Here is a 14,211-nt window from a genome sequence, read left to right as displayed (position 1 = left end):
TTTTGCGGTATCAGTCTGGGCGCTTTGCACCTGCGTCTTAGTGGGCTACTAGAGACTTCACGCAGGATCGGTGTGAGGCCAGACTCGATCTAGCCTCGATCTTTCATTGGGCTGAGGCTTCGGGCTCTTGATCCTTGGATCGTGTGTTTTGGGTTGAGGGCGTTGTTGAGTCCCGGCGTTGCTGTTTCGCCGGCGCTCCGGTTCCTCGGGTTGTAGTTTCGGGGGTCGATGTTCAGGTGATCGCGGCGAGTCGTCGGTGGCCGGTCAGGATGAGGTCGGTCCAGGGCCATCGTTTCGGCAGGCGCAGGATGTGTTGTCTGGCCGTGGTGATGATGCGGCCGGCGACGGCCAAGATTCGTAGCCTGAGTCGTTTGGGTTCCCAGATCCGTGCCGGGTTGTCGTGCCAGGCGAGGGTCTGGGTCCAGGTGATGAGTTCTGCGGCGAGTTGAGCGAGCTCGAGCCAGATCTGGTTCTTGTCGAATTCGTGCAGCGGCAGGTTGGTTGCGCCGGTGTCTTTGAGGTTGCGGATCCGGTCTTCACAGCGTGCTCGGGACCGGTGGCGGACCTCGAGTTGGGCCAGGGTCGGCCCGGTGGTGTTGGTCGCGAAGACCGTGATCCGCCACCCGTTGTCGTCGGTGATCCTCAGCTGCGCGCCGGGGTGGGGACGTTCTTTGCGGGCGATGACGCGCATGCCAGGGGGCCAGCCGGCGAAGGTGGACGGCAGCCATCGGGTCAGTTCAGCGACGAGCGCACCTTCGCGTCGGTGGCCGTCGGTGTCGAGGGCTTTCTTCCAAGCTTGGCGCGGCAGCGCGGCCAATGCATCAAGGACCGGCTGGCGACCATAGACGCCGACTGAGTACTGCAACCCCAGGTCGTGGACGTGGTGGACGAATTCGCGGACGCCAGCGCCGGAGTCTCCACGGACCAGCACCTTGGAACGCGATGGTTCAGGCAGTTGGGCCAGTGCTGCGTCCAGGACCGTGATCTGGTCGGCGGCGCTGTTCGCTGTTGCTTTTCCGGTCCGCAGCAGAGCTGCGAGTGGTTCACCGGTTCCGCCCGGGCCGTGGTCGACGAACGCCATCATCGGATGGAAACCGAAGCCACGTTTGTAGTTCGGCGACGCCAGTTCCTTCTCCGAATGGGCGCCGATCAGAGTCGCGTCCAGGTCAACGATCACCGTGTCGTCGTCGGCAAGGGGGCTGTGGTGGTCCCAGACCTTGGCCCGCGCTGACGCACGAGCAGACCTGATCACGTCGATGGCGGCGACCGGGTCGGCGCCGAGCGCCTCGATGAAGCGACTGATCGTGGGGTCGGAAGCGACCGGGCCGAACAGCTCGGGTTGGGCACGGATCAGCGAGATGTCAGCCAAGCAGTCGCCGCCAGCGGCGATCGCCAGGACCAGGTCCAGCACGATCTTGCCCGGGTCATGGATCGAGGCCGGTTTGCGCCACCTGGACAATCCAGCCGTCAGAACATCGGAAAGGCCGCTGGCAGACGCGGTCTGGGCCAGCAGTGACAGACCCGATGAGGAGATCAGCGACTCGCTGCCAGCAGCAACATGGACACGACGACCAGCCACGATATTCTTCATCTACGGAGTGCCTTTCAATCGGTCCGAATTATGTCTTCGTAAACACAATTCTTCCCGACATGACAGGCATTTCCGTGCGTTCAGGGCCGTGTCACCCCACCAACCGATGAAAGATCGAGGCTAGGTGCTCGGCGGGACGCTCTCTTTTGGGCTGCCCACCCGTCCGCGGGTGTGGCTCACTTTCGGTCTGCAGCCCGTCGGGCACCGTCGCGAGGCGTGGCTCAAGAGGGGACTGCCCTGCTCGTAGTAGCAATGCCCACCTCGCCGTCCCTTTTCGCACGAGAACAGGCGGGTGGAAACAGATGGAACACGTCATCATTGGGGTCGATCCCCACAAGTTGTCGGCAACGATCGAGGTCGTCGACGAACAAGAGAAGCTGCTGGGCTCGGGGCGGTTCACGACCGACCAGCCCGGCTATGCCGCGATGCGCGCCTATGTGAAGTCGTGGCCCGAGCGGGTCTGGGCCGTCGAAGGCGCCAACGGTGCCGGCCGGCCGCTCGCGCAACGGCTCCTCGAAGCAGGTGAGCAAGTCGTTGACGTTCCGGCCAAGCTCGCCGCCCGGGTCAGGCTGTTCGACACTGGCCACAACCGCAAGACCGACGCGCTCGACGCGCACTCGATCGCGATCGTCGCTGTCCGCACCGAGTCGCTGCGTGTGTTGAAGGTCGACGGAGAGCTCGAGGCGTTGCGAATGCTCACCGACCGGCGTGAAGCGCTGACCCGCCGCCGCGTCCAGACCGTCTGCCGCCTCCAAGCGCTCCTCGCCGAGCTGACTCCAGGTCACGCCAAGCGTGACATCACGCCATTGCAGGCCAAGAAGGTGCTCGCGAGCGTCCGCCCTCGCGACATCGCGGGCAAGACTCGACGCCGGATCGCTGCCGAGGAACTCGCCGAGCTGGTCGCGGTCGACGCGAAGATCAAGAAGGCCACTGCCGAGCTCAAGGCCATAGTCCTGGCCCGCGGCTCGCAGCTGATGGACCTCCCCGGGATCGGACCTGTCGTCGCCGCCAGAATCCTTGCCGACGTCGGTGACATCGCTCGCTTCGCGGATCGCAACAGGTTCGCGTCGTGGACTGGCACCGCGCCACTGGATGCATCATCGGGTGAGCAGAATCGACATCGGCTTTCCCGGGCCGGGAACCGGCGGGTCAACCACATGATCCACATCGCCGCCGTCACCCAGATCAGGCACGACACCGACGGGCGGACCTACTACCGACGAAAGCGTGACGAGGGCAAGAAGTCGATGGAAGCGATCCGCTGCCTCAAACGACGCATCTCGGACACGATCTTTCGCCAGCTCCTCGCCGACGCCAACGCCGCATCTGAACACGTGAGCGCGGATCCGGGAGGGCAATGCGGGGCGTCTCTGAAATCCAGCGCGGTCGACCTGCCCCCGCACATCGACACTTCGGATCAGCCACTTCCCGGACCCGCGAAACCGACGCTACAACCGGCCGCCCGACGACGGAAGAGCCCAGTCCCCACGACTCTCCCATCGGCCTCTTGACAACAGAGGGGAGCCGGAAGGACACACCTTCCAATGAGCCTTCACCACCCAGCATCCGCCGCTACCGGATTCCGATCGCTGCCCGATCCGGAACTGGCCTCGGTCACACGCCGATCGGGTGCCAGACGGTCTTGATCTCGACGAGAGCCTCGAGGCGGGCCAGCGTCGGCTCGGCGAGCCAGTCGATCTTGTCGGTCGGAGCACGCAGCACCCGCTTGAGGTTGTCTGCAGCCGCGACCTCAAGCGAGGTGGCCAGCTCGAGATCGTCGACGCCGGCGAGGTCGAGCGCATTGACATCCATGTGCGAGGCGAGCCACGGGGCGATCTCTGCGGCCTTGCCGGTCAAGATGTTGACGACGCCGCCGGGCAGGTCCGAGGTCGCCATGCACTCGGACAGCGTCACGGCCGGCACCGGGAACTTCTCGCTGGCGATCACCACAATGGTGTTGCCGGTCGCGATCGCAGGCGCGATGACCGAGACGAGGCCGAGCAGCGGCCCGCTGGGCGCGATCGTCGCGACGACACCGGTCGGCTCGGGGGTCGACAGGTTGAAGTAGGGACCCGAGACGGGGTTGGCGTTGCCGAGAACCTGGCCGAACTTGTCGGCCCATCCGGCATACCAGACGACGCGGTCGATCGCGGCCTCCACATAGGTGACGGCCTTCTTGTCGGTGAGGCCCTCGGCAGCACGGAGCTGCTCGATGAACTGGTCGCGCCGGCCCTCCATGACCTCGGCGAGCCGGTAGATGACCTGGCCGCGGTTGTAGGGGGTGCGTGTCGACCAGCCGCCGAACGCCTTGCGGGCGGCAAGCACCGCGTCCCGGGCGTCCTTGCGCGATGCCATCGCCATGTTGCCCAACGACCCGCCCTTGGCGTCGAACGCCTCGTACGTACGGCCGGACTCCGAGCGGGGGAACGCCCCACCGATGTAGAGCTTGTGCGTCTTGCGTACGTCCAACCGGCTCATGCGCTGGCTCCCTGCAGGTAGGCGGCGAGGCCGTGGCGCCCGCCCTCACGGCCATAGCCCGACTCCTTGTAGCCGCCGAACGGCGACGCGGGATCGAACGTGTTGAAGGTGTTGGCCCAGACGACACCGGCGCGCAGCTGGCCCGCCATCGACAGGATCCGCGAACCCTTTTCGGTCCAGACGCCGGCGGACAGGCCGTAGGGCGTGTTGTTGGCCTTCTCGATCGCCTCGGCGGGGGTGCGGAAGGTCAGGACCGACAGGACCGGCCCGAAGATCTCCTCGCGCGCGATGCGGTGCGCCTGCGTGACGCCGGTGAAGATCGTCGGGGCGAACCAGAATCCGCTGTCGGGGATGTCGCACGGAGCCGACCAGCGCTCGGCGCCCTCGTCGTCGCCGACATCGGACAGCTCGTTGATGCGGGCCAGCTGCTCGGCGGAGTTGATGGCTCCGATGTCGGTGTTCTTGTCGAGGGGGTCGCCGAGGCGCAGCGTCGACATGCGCCGCTTGAGCCGCTCGATGACGTCGTCATAGACGCTCTCCTGCACCAGCAGGCGCGATCCGGCGCAGCAGACATGTCCCTGGTTGAAGAAGATCCCACCGACGATGCCCTCGACGGCCTGGTCGAGCGCGGCATCGTCGAACACGATGTTGGCGGCCTTGCCCCCGAGCTCGAGGGTGACCTTCTTGGACGTGCCGGCGACCGAGCGGGCGATGGCCTTGCCGACCGCGGTGGAGCCAGTGAACGCGATCTTGTCGACGTCCGGGTGCTCGACCAACGCCTGGCCGGTGGCGCCGGCGCCGGTGATGATGTTGACGACCCCCGGCGGAAGCTCGGCCTGCTGGCAGACCTCGGCGAACAGCAGCGCGGTGAGGGGAGTGGTCTCGGCGGGCTTGAGCACGACGGTGTTGCCGGCCGCCAGCGCGGGAGCGATCTTCCACGCCAGCATCATGATCGGGAAGTTCCACGGGATGACCTGGCCGGCGACCCCGAGTGCTCTGGGGTCCGGCCCGAGTCCGGCGTGACCCAGCTTGTCGGCCCAGCCGGCGTAGTAGAAGAACCACTGCGAGACCAGGGGCAGGTCGACGTCGCGGGACTCCTTGATCGGCTTGCCGTTGTCGAGCGACTCCAAGACGGCGAACTCACGGCTGCGCTCGGCCATGATGCGGGCGATGCGGTAGAGATACTTCGCCCGTTCGCTGCCCGGCAGCTTGGACCAGACCTTGTCGTATGCCTGCCGCGCCGCCTTGACAGCCTTGTCGACGTCGCCTGCGGTCGCCTCGGTGACCTCCGCAAGCACCTCCTCGGTGGAGGGGCTGATCGACTTGAACGATCCACCTCTGCCATCGACGAACTCCCCGCCGATGAACAATCCGTACGAGCTCTTGATGTCGACGATCGACCGTGACTCGGGTGCTGGGGCGTAGTCGAAGACGTTCTTCTTGGCAGTCATGATCAGTCCAACGTCACATAGTCGGGGCCGGAGTAGCGGCCGGTGGCAATCTTTTGGCGCTGCAGGAGCAGGTCGTTGAGCAGGCTCGAGGCACCGAAGCGGAACCAGTCCGGGTCGAGCCAGTCCTCGCCGGCGATCTCGTTGACCATCACGAGATATTTGATGGCGTCCTTGGAGGTGCGGATGCCGCCTGCCGGTTTGACGCCGACCTGGCGACCCGTCTCGTCGCGGAAGTCTCGGACCGCCTCGAGCATCACGAGGGTGACCGGCAGGGTTGCGGCGGGCTGGACTTTGCCGGTGCTGGTCTTGATGAAGTCGGCTCCGGCCATCATCGCGAGCCAGGACGCCTTGCGGACGTTGTCGTACGTCTGCAGCTCGCCGGTCTCGAAGATCACCTTGAGGTGGGCGAGCGAGCCGTTGGGGCGGGCGCAGGCCTCCTTGATCGCGACGATCTCGTCGAACACCAGCTCGTAGTTGCCGGTCAGGAACGCCCCACGGTCGATGACCATGTCGATCTCGTCGGCGCCGGCCTCGACGGCATCGCGGGTGTCGGCGAGCTTGATGTCGAGCGCAGCACGACCCGAGGGGAACGCCGTGGCGACGCTGGCGACGTTGAGACCTGAGTCGCCGAGGCTGTCCTTGGCGATCTTGACCATGTCGGGATAGACGCAGACCGCGGCGGCAGAGGGGCACGTCGGATCCGTGGGATCGGGCCGCATCGCCTTGTGCGCCAGCGCGCGTACCTTGCCGGGCGTGTCAGAGCCCTCGAGCGTCGTGAGGTCGACCATCGATATCGCGAGGTCGATGGCCCAGGCCTTGGAGGTCGTCTTGATCGACCGGGTCCCCAACCCGGCGGCGCGGGCCTCGAGCCCGACCTGATCGACGCCCGGCAGTCCGCCGAGGGTCTTGCGCAGGGACGCGGTGGCGCCAGTCACGAATCCTCCTGAAGCTACGACCACGTCGTCGGGGCCATGGGTCAAGGTTAGGCCCTCGGGAGAGCACCACAAAGCCCGCCGAAGGCCGGCCGCCCCCGCTGGGAGTGACGCTTTTGAGGCACGCTTCGGCGTGTCGCATCAAAGGTGTCACTCCCAGCGGGGACGAGGGTCAGCTCACGAGGGCGCGGTGCTGCGCGGGACTGACCCCGCGTACGCGTTTGAATGCCGCGCTGAGGGCGAACGGGCTGCCATAGCCGACCTGCCGTGCGACAGCGGCGATCGTCAGGTCGGGCTCGCGGAGCAGGTCGGCAGCGAGGTCGAGGCGCAAGGTCGTGAGGTAGGCCATCGCCGGCTCGCCGAGCACGTTGGAGAATCGGCGGGCCAGTGCCGCGCGCGAGACCCCGACCTCAGCTGCCAGCATCGCCAGTGTCCACGGCCGGGGCAGGTCGCCCTCGAGCAGGCGTAGGGCCGGGCCGAGGACAGGATCGGCTCCTGCCCGATACCAGGCCGGTGTGCTGGAGGCATCCCGGGCGAACCAGTCGCGCACCGCCGAGATGAGCACCAGGTCCAGCAGGCGGTCGAGGAAGACCTCCTGACCGACGTCGTCGCGCAGCATCTCGGCGCAGAGGACATGGACGAGCTCGCCGCTCCACTCATCGGCGCGCAGGACGAACAGCTGGGGCAGGCTGCGCAGCAGCCGGGCGCTGATCGCGCGGGTGCTCTCATAGGTGCCGGTGACGATCATCGTCTCGCCGTCCGGATCATTGCCCCACGTCCGGACGCCGAGCATCATCGCTGCCTCGAGGCTGTTGCCGTCGATGTCGACGCAGCGCTGCCCCGGATTGATGAAGACTCCCGGCGGCGTGTCCGGGTGGTCGGAGATCGTGTATGGCTCGGGCCCGCGGGCGACCATGACGTCGCCCGGGCCAAGGCGGGCCGGATCACCGCCGTCGGGAACGACCCATGCCTCGCCACTCACCACGATGGCGATCGACAGGGGCGCCTCATCCTGGACGCGCAGCGACCACGGTGCCGTGAGGACCGATCGCAGCAGGAAGGCGCCGTTGGCGCGGGGTCCGTCCAGCAGGCCGCTCATGGTGTCCATGCCGTCAAACATAGACGCTCGCACATGCAGGGGAGCGTCCAAGCCATGGGGAGTCTCACGGGTGGCGCTGCTCGTCGTTGCTTTGACTGTGCAATCCATCTCCGATCCCGTATCTTCGCGGTATCGGTGACGCTCACGATCGGGGGATTTCGTGTCAGAGACCGGCAATCCGTTGCTCGCCGCGTTCAAGCGGCTGCAGCCCGATGTCGACGTCCTGGTGCTCCCGCCCGAGCCGTCCCTCGCGCTCCTCGAGCTGTCGGAACCCGCTGAGGCGGTCTTTGCCGCCGCTGCCACACGTGCGACTGCGGCGTCCCTCGCTGAGGAGGTCCGTGCCGCCGGACCCCCCGCGGTGGTCGAGCGCTGGAACCGGCTCGAGCCTCACGTCTACCGCCACCGGACGCGCCTTCGGGTCGACCTGTTCGACACGACGTCTGCCCTCGCGGCCGTCCTCGACGTCCTCGACTCGCTGAACGGCGCCGGCTGGGAGCTCCGCCCCGTCGACGCGCCCACCCCGTGGCTCATCGCGCGGTCGCCGCTGGCCTCCATCCGGCCTCTCACCGCCGACGTCGCCGTGCACGGCTCCACGCTCGTGATCACCGTCGAGAGCGCGCCGCTCAGGCTCGAGCAAGCTCCGTCGTGACCACATTCGTGCTGATGCTCTCCGAGGTCCGTCGCGCCTCGGACCTCTGGGACGACCAGGCCGAGCAGCTGCGCGCCGGTCACAAACGCCTCACCGACGCGAGTGGCTCGACCGAGGGGCTCGGCGACCGCGTGGGACCCAAGGCCGGTACCTACCTCACCACGTGGCTCTCCGAGGTCACCAGCCTGGCCACCGCCGCGCAGGACCGGGCCGACGGCCTCGACCAGTTCACCGTGAGCACCGTGGAGCTGGACGAGCAGTCGGCCGCCGACCTGCGCGCCTCGTTGCCCTGGACGAGCCAGGACGCGGTGGTCGAGAGAATCGGGGACACCAACCCGTTCCCCACCGATGATCCGGGGCCCGCCCCGCCGACCTCCCCGGCCGTCCCGTGACGCTCATCGACCTCCCCGTGGAGATGCCCGACTGCACGTACACGACCGCGGGCCGGTCGGTCGTGTCCGGCGTGCGTGCCTGCGCCACGGTCATCTCTGACGTCGCTGGGACCATGCACGCCAACGCGGCGCCCGCGGGCATCGAGGGCGAACCCGCCGAGGTGGCGCAGCACGCCATGACCGAGACGGCCGGCCAGGTCGACGCGGCCGCCGCTGCGATGATCACCGGCCTGACGGCGCTCGATGCCTACTGCGACCGCATGGATGAGCTGAAGTCCACCTGGCACGACCTGGAGAATATGAAGGGTGCCCTCGACATCTCGGTGACCTCGCTGCGGTCGCGGCAGAACAGCTCTGAGCCGGTCGACGCGACGCTCGACACCGACATCCGCGCGCACAACAGCAAGGTCGCCACCTACGACACCGACGTCAGCACCTGGACGAGCGATGTCACGGCGGCCGAGAACCGCGTCATCGCGGCGCTCGGCCGGGCCGACACCGTCTTGGAGGCCGAGGGCCTGGTCGGGTCGGTGCCCGACGTCCCCACGCTCCTCCAGGAGCTGGACGAGCTGGGCAAGGACCCCTTCGCCATCAACACGTGGTGGCTCGCGCTGAGCGCGGCCGAGCGGGAGGCCCTCAAGGTGAGCGACCCCAGCATCATCGGCAACACCGACGGCATCCCCATCCAGGACCGCGACGACGCCAACCGTGCCCACCTCAGCGCCTTGCTCAACACGCTCGCGCAGATGAAGGACGACGGCGAGACGCTGTCGGAGGATCAGCAGGAGCTCTACGACCAAGCGCAGTCGGTCTACGACGGTCTCGACCAGGCCAAGGACGAGTACGACCTCAACGGCGACCCCATCCCGGCCTACCTCATGCTCTACGACCCGTACGCCGCCGACGGCGACGGCTATGGCGCCATCGCGTTCGGGAACCCCGAGACCGCCGACCACGTGTCGGTCAACGTGCCGGGCTTCGGCAACAAGCTGACGGGCATCGACGGCCTGGCCGGGTCCGCGTTCGACGTCCGTGAGACTGCTGAGCGGCATGGCAACGGCACGGTCGCCTCCATCGCGTGGATGGGCTACGACGCCCCCGAGTTCGACAGCTCCGTCAACGGCGTCGTCGACGGGCTGGGCGTGGCCGGCGAGTACAAGGCGGAGGCGGGCGCCCGCAACCTGGAGTCGTTCGTCGATGGCCTCCGCGCCACCCGCCAGGGCGAGGACCCGCACATGACCGTCATCGGGCACAGCTACGGCTCCACCACGGTGGGCAAGGCGGCAGGACAGGACGGCACGCTCGACGTCGACGACATCGTGCTCGTCGGCTCACCGGGCGCCGGCGAGGAGAACCCGCATGCCTCGGACCTGCGGGGCAACGTCTACGTCGGATCGGCCGGCGACGACTTCGTCTCGCGCCTGGGCAGCACCGGCGACGTCTCGCTCGGCACCGACCCGGCCTCGGCGGGCTTCGGCGGCACACGCTTCGAGGTCGACACCCCCGGCGACTTCGCCTTCGACGACTGGGACACCAACCTTGACATCCACACCTCGTACTTCGACCGCGACTCCTCCTCGCTCGCCAACGTGGGCATGGTCGTGGCGAACGACGGAGGCGACGTCGACGAGGTCGATCACCGTCAGGCACCCAACTCGGTCTGGTATGCGCAGGAGGCGGCAGAGGACGGGTGGCGGGCCACCGAGGCTGGCTATGAGGCGGTCGAGGACGGCGTCAAGGACTGGTTCAAGAACCGATTCGGGCTCGGCTGATGAACGGAGCTTGGTCATGACACGGATTCGCCACGCCATCGCCGTCATCCTGGTCCTCGCGTTGATGGTGGGCTGCGAGGATGGCGGCGTGGAAGCAGAGCCCAAGGAGTCGGTGAAGGTCGGCGCTGCCGACCTGAGGTCCACGCGTTCGGAGATCCTCGACCTCATCGGCACGGCGGTCACGTCGGCTTCGAGCGCGGCCGGCGGGCAGAAGCTCCCGAGCAGCGACGAGATCAAGTCGTCCGGCTGTGATGCCATCTATCCGCGACGTTTCCGCTACGTCGAGGTGAGTGGTGGCTTCAGGGTGCCGAACGGCGACCGCGCTTCTGTGGTGGGCAAGATCCGTGATGCGTGGCTGGCCGAGGGCTGGAAGCCCGAGGTCGGGGGCGAGGAGGTGGCCGGTGAGGACGACCAGGTCATGTCCACGAAGAAGGCTTCGAGCGGCGTCCCGCTGACCATCCGTGCCATCGTGCTGGAGGGCTCGTCGGGTCAGCCCGTGGTCAACATCGACATCCGCACCTCCTGCCTGGAGCTGTCGCAGGACGCGCTGGACTCCCTCGACCGGTAGCACCCCGGCGCTGAGGGTGTCCGTGCGAACGACCTAGACGCACGCGTATGCATACGAGCCTTTTGACCATGGAAAGTCTCGATTGCCGCTGGTGAGATGGACTCATGACTACTCCACACATCGCCGTCTTCAGCGGCACAGGAACAACCGGCCGACGCATCGTGCAGCGACTCGAGGCGCGCGGCATCCCCACCCGCAGCGGATCGCGATCCGGCACTCCGCCGTTCGACTGGGCGGACGAGCGCACCTGGGCACCCGCCCTGGAGGGTGTCTCCGCCGCCTACCTGGCGTACCACCCGGACATGGCAGCACCGGGTGCGGCGGAGGCCGTCGCCACGCTGTCGGCACACGCCGTCGATGCCGGCGTCGAGCGGCTCGTGCTTCTCTCGGGCCGGGGCGAGGAGGACGGCTGGCCCACCGAGGATGCCGTGCGCGGCTCCGGCACCGGATGGACGATCCTCAGGTCGAGCTGGTTCTCGCAGAACTTCAGCGAGTCGTTCCTGCTCGACCCGATCCTCGCCGGGGAGGTGGCACTGCCCACCGGTGATGTCACGGAGCCGTTCGTCGACGTCGAAGATCTCGCCGATGCCGCGCTTGCCGCGCTGACCGAGCCGGGCCATGACGCACAGACCTACGACCTGACTGGCCCGCGGCTGCTCTCCTTCGAAGAGGCAGTAGATGACATTGCGAAGGCGTCCGGACGACCGATCACGTTCATCCCGGTGTCGACCGAGCAGTTCGCCGCTGGACTGTCGGATCAGGGTGTTCCGCCGGATCTGGCGGAGTTCCTCGGGCACTTGTTCACCAAGGTGCTCGACGGGCGTAACTCGCACCTGACCGGAGACCTGGAGCAGATCCTGGGCCGCCCGGCGCGGGACTTCCGCGCCTATGCCGGGTCGGCCGCGGCCACCGGGGTCTGGAACGTGGCCTGATGACTCGCGCGGTGCTCGTCACGGCGACGGTCCTGACCGGGCTGTCGGCGGGGCTGTTCGCCACCTTCTCCTATGTGGTCATGCCTGGTCTGCGCCGCGCGGGTGATGCGGCCTTCGTGGAGGCCATGCGTGGCATCAACGTGGCGATCCTCAATCCGGTGTTCACCCTGATCTTCGGCGGCGCGTTCGTCGCGGTGGCAGCGGCTCTGGTCACCGGGTGGAACGAGACGTCCAGACCCTGGGTCGCCGCCGGACTCGTGCTGTACGTCCTTGGGGCCTACGTCATCACGTTTGCGGTCAACGTCCCACTGAACGACGCGCTCGAGGGAGGCGACGGAAGCGTCGCCGCGCTACGCGAGGCGTTCGAGGACACGTGGATCCGGTGGAACCACGTCCGCTCGGCGCTCACCACCTCGGCGTTCGCATGCCTCGTGGTCGGCGTCCTGAAGGCCTGACGCTCAGGCTGGGGGATAGGTGGCCGGGGGATAGGTGGGCGGGGGCTTGCGGTTGCGCTTGATTGCCACGACCAGCACGATCACGAAGGCGCCTAGCGCCGACAGGCCGGAGATGAGACCGCCGGTGACCCCGACGCCGACGTAGCGACCGATCTGCGGGTTGGGCGCGTGACCGAACAGAACGGGGCGACCCGCGCTCTGGCAGGTCACGGAGTGTTGCGATCCCGGAGAACCCTCGACGATGCCGAGGCGCTCCCACTCTTGGCCGCCGTCGGTGATCGTCACCTGGTCGGCAGTGCCCGGCACCAGCGAGTCCTGCCCCTGGTCGTCGACCGAGCGGCAGCTCGCGGCCGCACCCTCGGGGGCCACCCAGATCGCCTCGCCGCGATCCAGCAGCTCGATGCTCACCGGCCGGTTCTCGGGGATCGGGGTCACGTCGTATCCGACCAGTGCGCGGACGATCCATGTGGCCAGTGCGATGCCAATCGTCACGGCGACGAGGGTGAGCACAGCCGCAACGGCGTACCAGCCGCGACCAGGACGTGTGGCGGGAGCAGCGGGGGTTGTCATGGCACGAGCCTAGATGCCCAGGGTTGCGGCGAGGTCGGCCTTGATGTCGGCGATCTGCTGATCGGCGATCTGGCGGGACGTCTCGACCGACTCGGTCACCGGGACCACGATCTCGAGGTAGCACTTGAGCTTGGGTTCGGTGCCTGATGGGCGGCAGATGATTCGTCCGGACTCGATCGGTGGAGCGCCGGCGAGCCCGAGCCGGATGCCGTCGGTTGGGGGCAGCCCGTGGTAGCCGTCGGCGAGGTCGTCGACCGATGTCACGGCCATCCCGCCCAGCGACGCCGGCGGTGAGGAGCGGAGGGTGTCCATTGCGCGGGAGATGATCGTGAGGTCCTCGACGCGGACCGAGAGCTGGCTGGTGGCGTGCAGGCCGTGCTGGCGGTAGATGTCGTCGAGCTGGTCGAGCAGGGTGCGGCCTTCGGCCTTGAGTGTGGCTGCGAGCTCGAGCACCGTGATGATCGCCGAGACGCCGTCCTTGTCGCGTGCGATGTCGGGCGCGACGCTGTAGCCGAGGGCCTCTTCGTAGCCGAACACCAGCGTCGGGATCTTGCCGAGCCACTTGAACCCCGTCAGCGTCTGCTCCGACGGCTGTGCGAACGCGGCGGCCTGCCGGCCGAGCAGGTCCGAGGAGACGATCGAGGCGGCGTAGGTGCCTTCGACACCTTTGCGGAGCAGGAAGTCGGCCAGCAGTGCGCCGACCTGGTCGCCGGTCAGCATCCGGTAGGCCTCGCCGTCGCGGACTCCCACCGCGGCGCGATCCGCGTCGGGGTCGTTGGCCACGATGACGTCCGCGCCGACCTCCGAGGACAGCTTGAGCGCGAGGTCCATCGCCCCGGGCTCCTCGGGGTTGGGGAACGCGACGGTCGGGAAGTCCGGATCCGGTTCACCCTGTTCGCGTACGACGTGCAGCGGCGGGAACCCCGCACGCGCGACGGCCTCGACCAGGGTGTCCCGCCCGACCCCGTGCATGGGTGTGTAGACCGCGACGACGTCGCGCGGGCCGGCAGCCGGCAACGCGACGACCGCCTCGACATAGGCCTCGGCGACCTCGGGACCGGCCAGCTCATAGGCATCGCTGCGTGGCATCTGATCGACCCGACCGGCCGCGTCGATCGCGGCCGAGATGTCGGCGTCGGCCGGTGGCACGATCTGGCTGGAGTCCTGCAGGTAGACCTTGTAGCCGTTGTCCTGCGGCGGGTTGTGCGACGCGGTCACCATGACCCCGGCGCTGCAGCCGAGGTGACGGATCGCGAACGCCAGCACCGGCGTCGGCAGGTGCGTCGGCAAAAGGAACGCATGAACCCCAGCGCCCTCCATGA

General features: G+C 67.7%; 14 protein-coding genes. 7 read left to right on the top strand and 7 right to left on the bottom strand.

Going from position 1 to position 14,211, the window contains the following annotated elements:
• Positions 1-232: 232 nt before the first annotated feature.
• Positions 233-1,591 (bottom strand): IS1380 family transposase, encoded by a 1,359-nt coding sequence (locus WKF39_RS04790; RefSeq protein ID WP_340385989.1) that lies wholly within the window; start codon positions 1,589-1,591, stop codon positions 233-235.
• Between the two features lie 302 nt (positions 1,592-1,893).
• Between WKF39_RS04790 and WKF39_RS04785 the strand changes: the two genes are divergently transcribed.
• Complete coding sequence (locus WKF39_RS04785; RefSeq protein ID WP_340386093.1) at positions 1,894-3,102, top strand: IS110 family transposase; 1,209 nt, start codon at positions 1,894-1,896, stop codon at positions 3,100-3,102.
• A gap of 103 nt (positions 3,103-3,205) precedes the next feature.
• Here the strand turns inward: WKF39_RS04785 and WKF39_RS04780 are convergent, their stop codons facing one another.
• The 4 genes from WKF39_RS04780 to WKF39_RS04765 all read right to left on the bottom strand — a co-directional run bounded on the left by WKF39_RS04780 (position 3,206) and on the right by WKF39_RS04765 (position 7,560).
• Entirely contained in the window at positions 3,206-4,069 is an 864-nt protein-coding gene (locus WKF39_RS04780; RefSeq protein ID WP_340386092.1) for an aldehyde dehydrogenase family protein, read from the bottom strand.
• Complete coding sequence (locus WKF39_RS04775; protein WP_340386091.1) at positions 4,066-5,520, bottom strand: aldehyde dehydrogenase family protein; 1,455 nt, start codon at positions 5,518-5,520, stop codon at positions 4,066-4,068. Before WKF39_RS04775 ends, WKF39_RS04780 begins: the two co-directional genes overlap by 4 nt.
• Before the next feature lie 2 nt (positions 5,521-5,522).
• A complete protein-coding gene (gene deoC, locus WKF39_RS04770) occupies positions 5,523-6,455 on the bottom strand; it encodes a deoxyribose-phosphate aldolase (RefSeq protein WP_340386090.1) in 933 nt (310 codons plus the stop codon).
• Between the two features lie 169 nt (positions 6,456-6,624).
• Entirely contained in the window at positions 6,625-7,560 is a 936-nt protein-coding gene (locus WKF39_RS04765; RefSeq protein WP_340386089.1) for an AraC family transcriptional regulator, read from the bottom strand.
• Between the two features lie 151 nt (positions 7,561-7,711).
• On the opposite strand from WKF39_RS04765, the gene WKF39_RS04760 reads away from it, so the two are divergent.
• The 6 genes from WKF39_RS04760 (at position 7,712) to WKF39_RS04735 (ending at position 12,319) form a co-directional block, all read left to right on the top strand.
• Positions 7,712-8,200, top strand: coding sequence for a hypothetical protein (locus tag WKF39_RS04760; RefSeq protein ID WP_340386088.1), 489 nt, complete (start codon positions 7,712-7,714; stop codon positions 8,198-8,200).
• Positions 8,197-8,592, top strand: coding sequence for a hypothetical protein (locus WKF39_RS04755; protein ID WP_340386087.1), 396 nt, complete (start codon positions 8,197-8,199; stop codon positions 8,590-8,592). The genes WKF39_RS04760 and WKF39_RS04755 overlap by 4 nt, the downstream gene beginning before the upstream one ends.
• Positions 8,589-10,364, top strand: coding sequence for an alpha/beta hydrolase (locus WKF39_RS04750; protein WP_340386086.1), 1,776 nt, complete (start codon positions 8,589-8,591; stop codon positions 10,362-10,364). The genes WKF39_RS04755 and WKF39_RS04750 overlap by 4 nt, the downstream gene beginning before the upstream one ends.
• A 16-nt stretch (positions 10,365-10,380) precedes the next feature.
• Positions 10,381-10,932, top strand: a complete 552-nt coding sequence (locus tag WKF39_RS04745) for a hypothetical protein (RefSeq protein ID WP_340386085.1) — start codon at positions 10,381-10,383, stop codon at positions 10,930-10,932.
• A 104-nt stretch (positions 10,933-11,036) separates the two neighbouring features.
• Positions 11,037-11,864, top strand: coding sequence for an NmrA family transcriptional regulator (locus WKF39_RS04740; RefSeq protein WP_340386084.1), 828 nt, complete (start codon positions 11,037-11,039; stop codon positions 11,862-11,864).
• The gene (locus WKF39_RS04735; RefSeq protein ID WP_340386083.1) at positions 11,864-12,319 is read left to right on the top strand and encodes an anthrone oxygenase family protein; all 456 of its coding nucleotides are present in this window, start codon (positions 11,864-11,866) and stop codon (positions 12,317-12,319) included. Before WKF39_RS04740 ends, WKF39_RS04735 begins: the two co-directional genes overlap by 1 nt.
• A 3-nt stretch (positions 12,320-12,322) precedes the next feature.
• Here the strand turns inward: WKF39_RS04735 and WKF39_RS04730 are convergent, their stop codons facing one another.
• Positions 12,323-12,889, bottom strand: coding sequence for a hypothetical protein (locus WKF39_RS04730; protein ID WP_340386082.1), 567 nt, complete (start codon positions 12,887-12,889; stop codon positions 12,323-12,325).
• 9 nt (positions 12,890-12,898) lie between these two features.
• A partial coding sequence (locus WKF39_RS04725) for a phospho-sugar mutase (RefSeq protein ID WP_340386081.1) occupies positions 12,899-14,211 on the bottom strand: 1,313 nt, incomplete at its 5' end.

This window comes from Aeromicrobium sp. (genome assembly GCF_037719875.1).
Taxonomy (GTDB): domain Bacteria; phylum Actinomycetota; class Actinomycetes; order Propionibacteriales; family Nocardioidaceae; genus Aeromicrobium.
This window is presented reverse-complemented; position numbering and strand designations above follow the sequence as displayed.

Bases quoted from the DNA above. Each gene is read 5' to 3' on its own strand.
- WKF39_RS04790 (WP_340385989.1), bottom strand. From the start codon at position 1,591: ATGAAGAATATCGTGGCTGGTCGTCGTGTCCATGTTGCTGCTGGCAGC.
- WKF39_RS04785 (WP_340386093.1), top strand. From the start codon at position 1,894: ATGGAACACGTCATCATTGGGGTCGATCCCCACAAGTTGTCGGCAACG.
- WKF39_RS04780 (WP_340386092.1), bottom strand. From the start codon at position 4,069: ATGAGCCGGTTGGACGTACGCAAGACGCACAAGCTCTACATCGGTGGG.
- WKF39_RS04775 (WP_340386091.1), bottom strand. From the start codon at position 5,520: ATGACTGCCAAGAAGAACGTCTTCGACTACGCCCCAGCACCCGAGTCA.
- WKF39_RS04765 (WP_340386089.1), bottom strand. From the start codon at position 7,560: ATGGACACCATGAGCGGCCTGCTGGACGGACCCCGCGCCAACGGCGCC.
- WKF39_RS04745 (WP_340386085.1), top strand. From the start codon at position 10,381: ATGACACGGATTCGCCACGCCATCGCCGTCATCCTGGTCCTCGCGTTG.
- WKF39_RS04740 (WP_340386084.1), top strand. From the start codon at position 11,037: ATGACTACTCCACACATCGCCGTCTTCAGCGGCACAGGAACAACCGGC.
- WKF39_RS04735 (WP_340386083.1), top strand. From the start codon at position 11,864: ATGACTCGCGCGGTGCTCGTCACGGCGACGGTCCTGACCGGGCTGTCG.
- WKF39_RS04730 (WP_340386082.1), bottom strand. From the start codon at position 12,889: ATGACAACCCCCGCTGCTCCCGCCACACGTCCTGGTCGCGGCTGGTAC.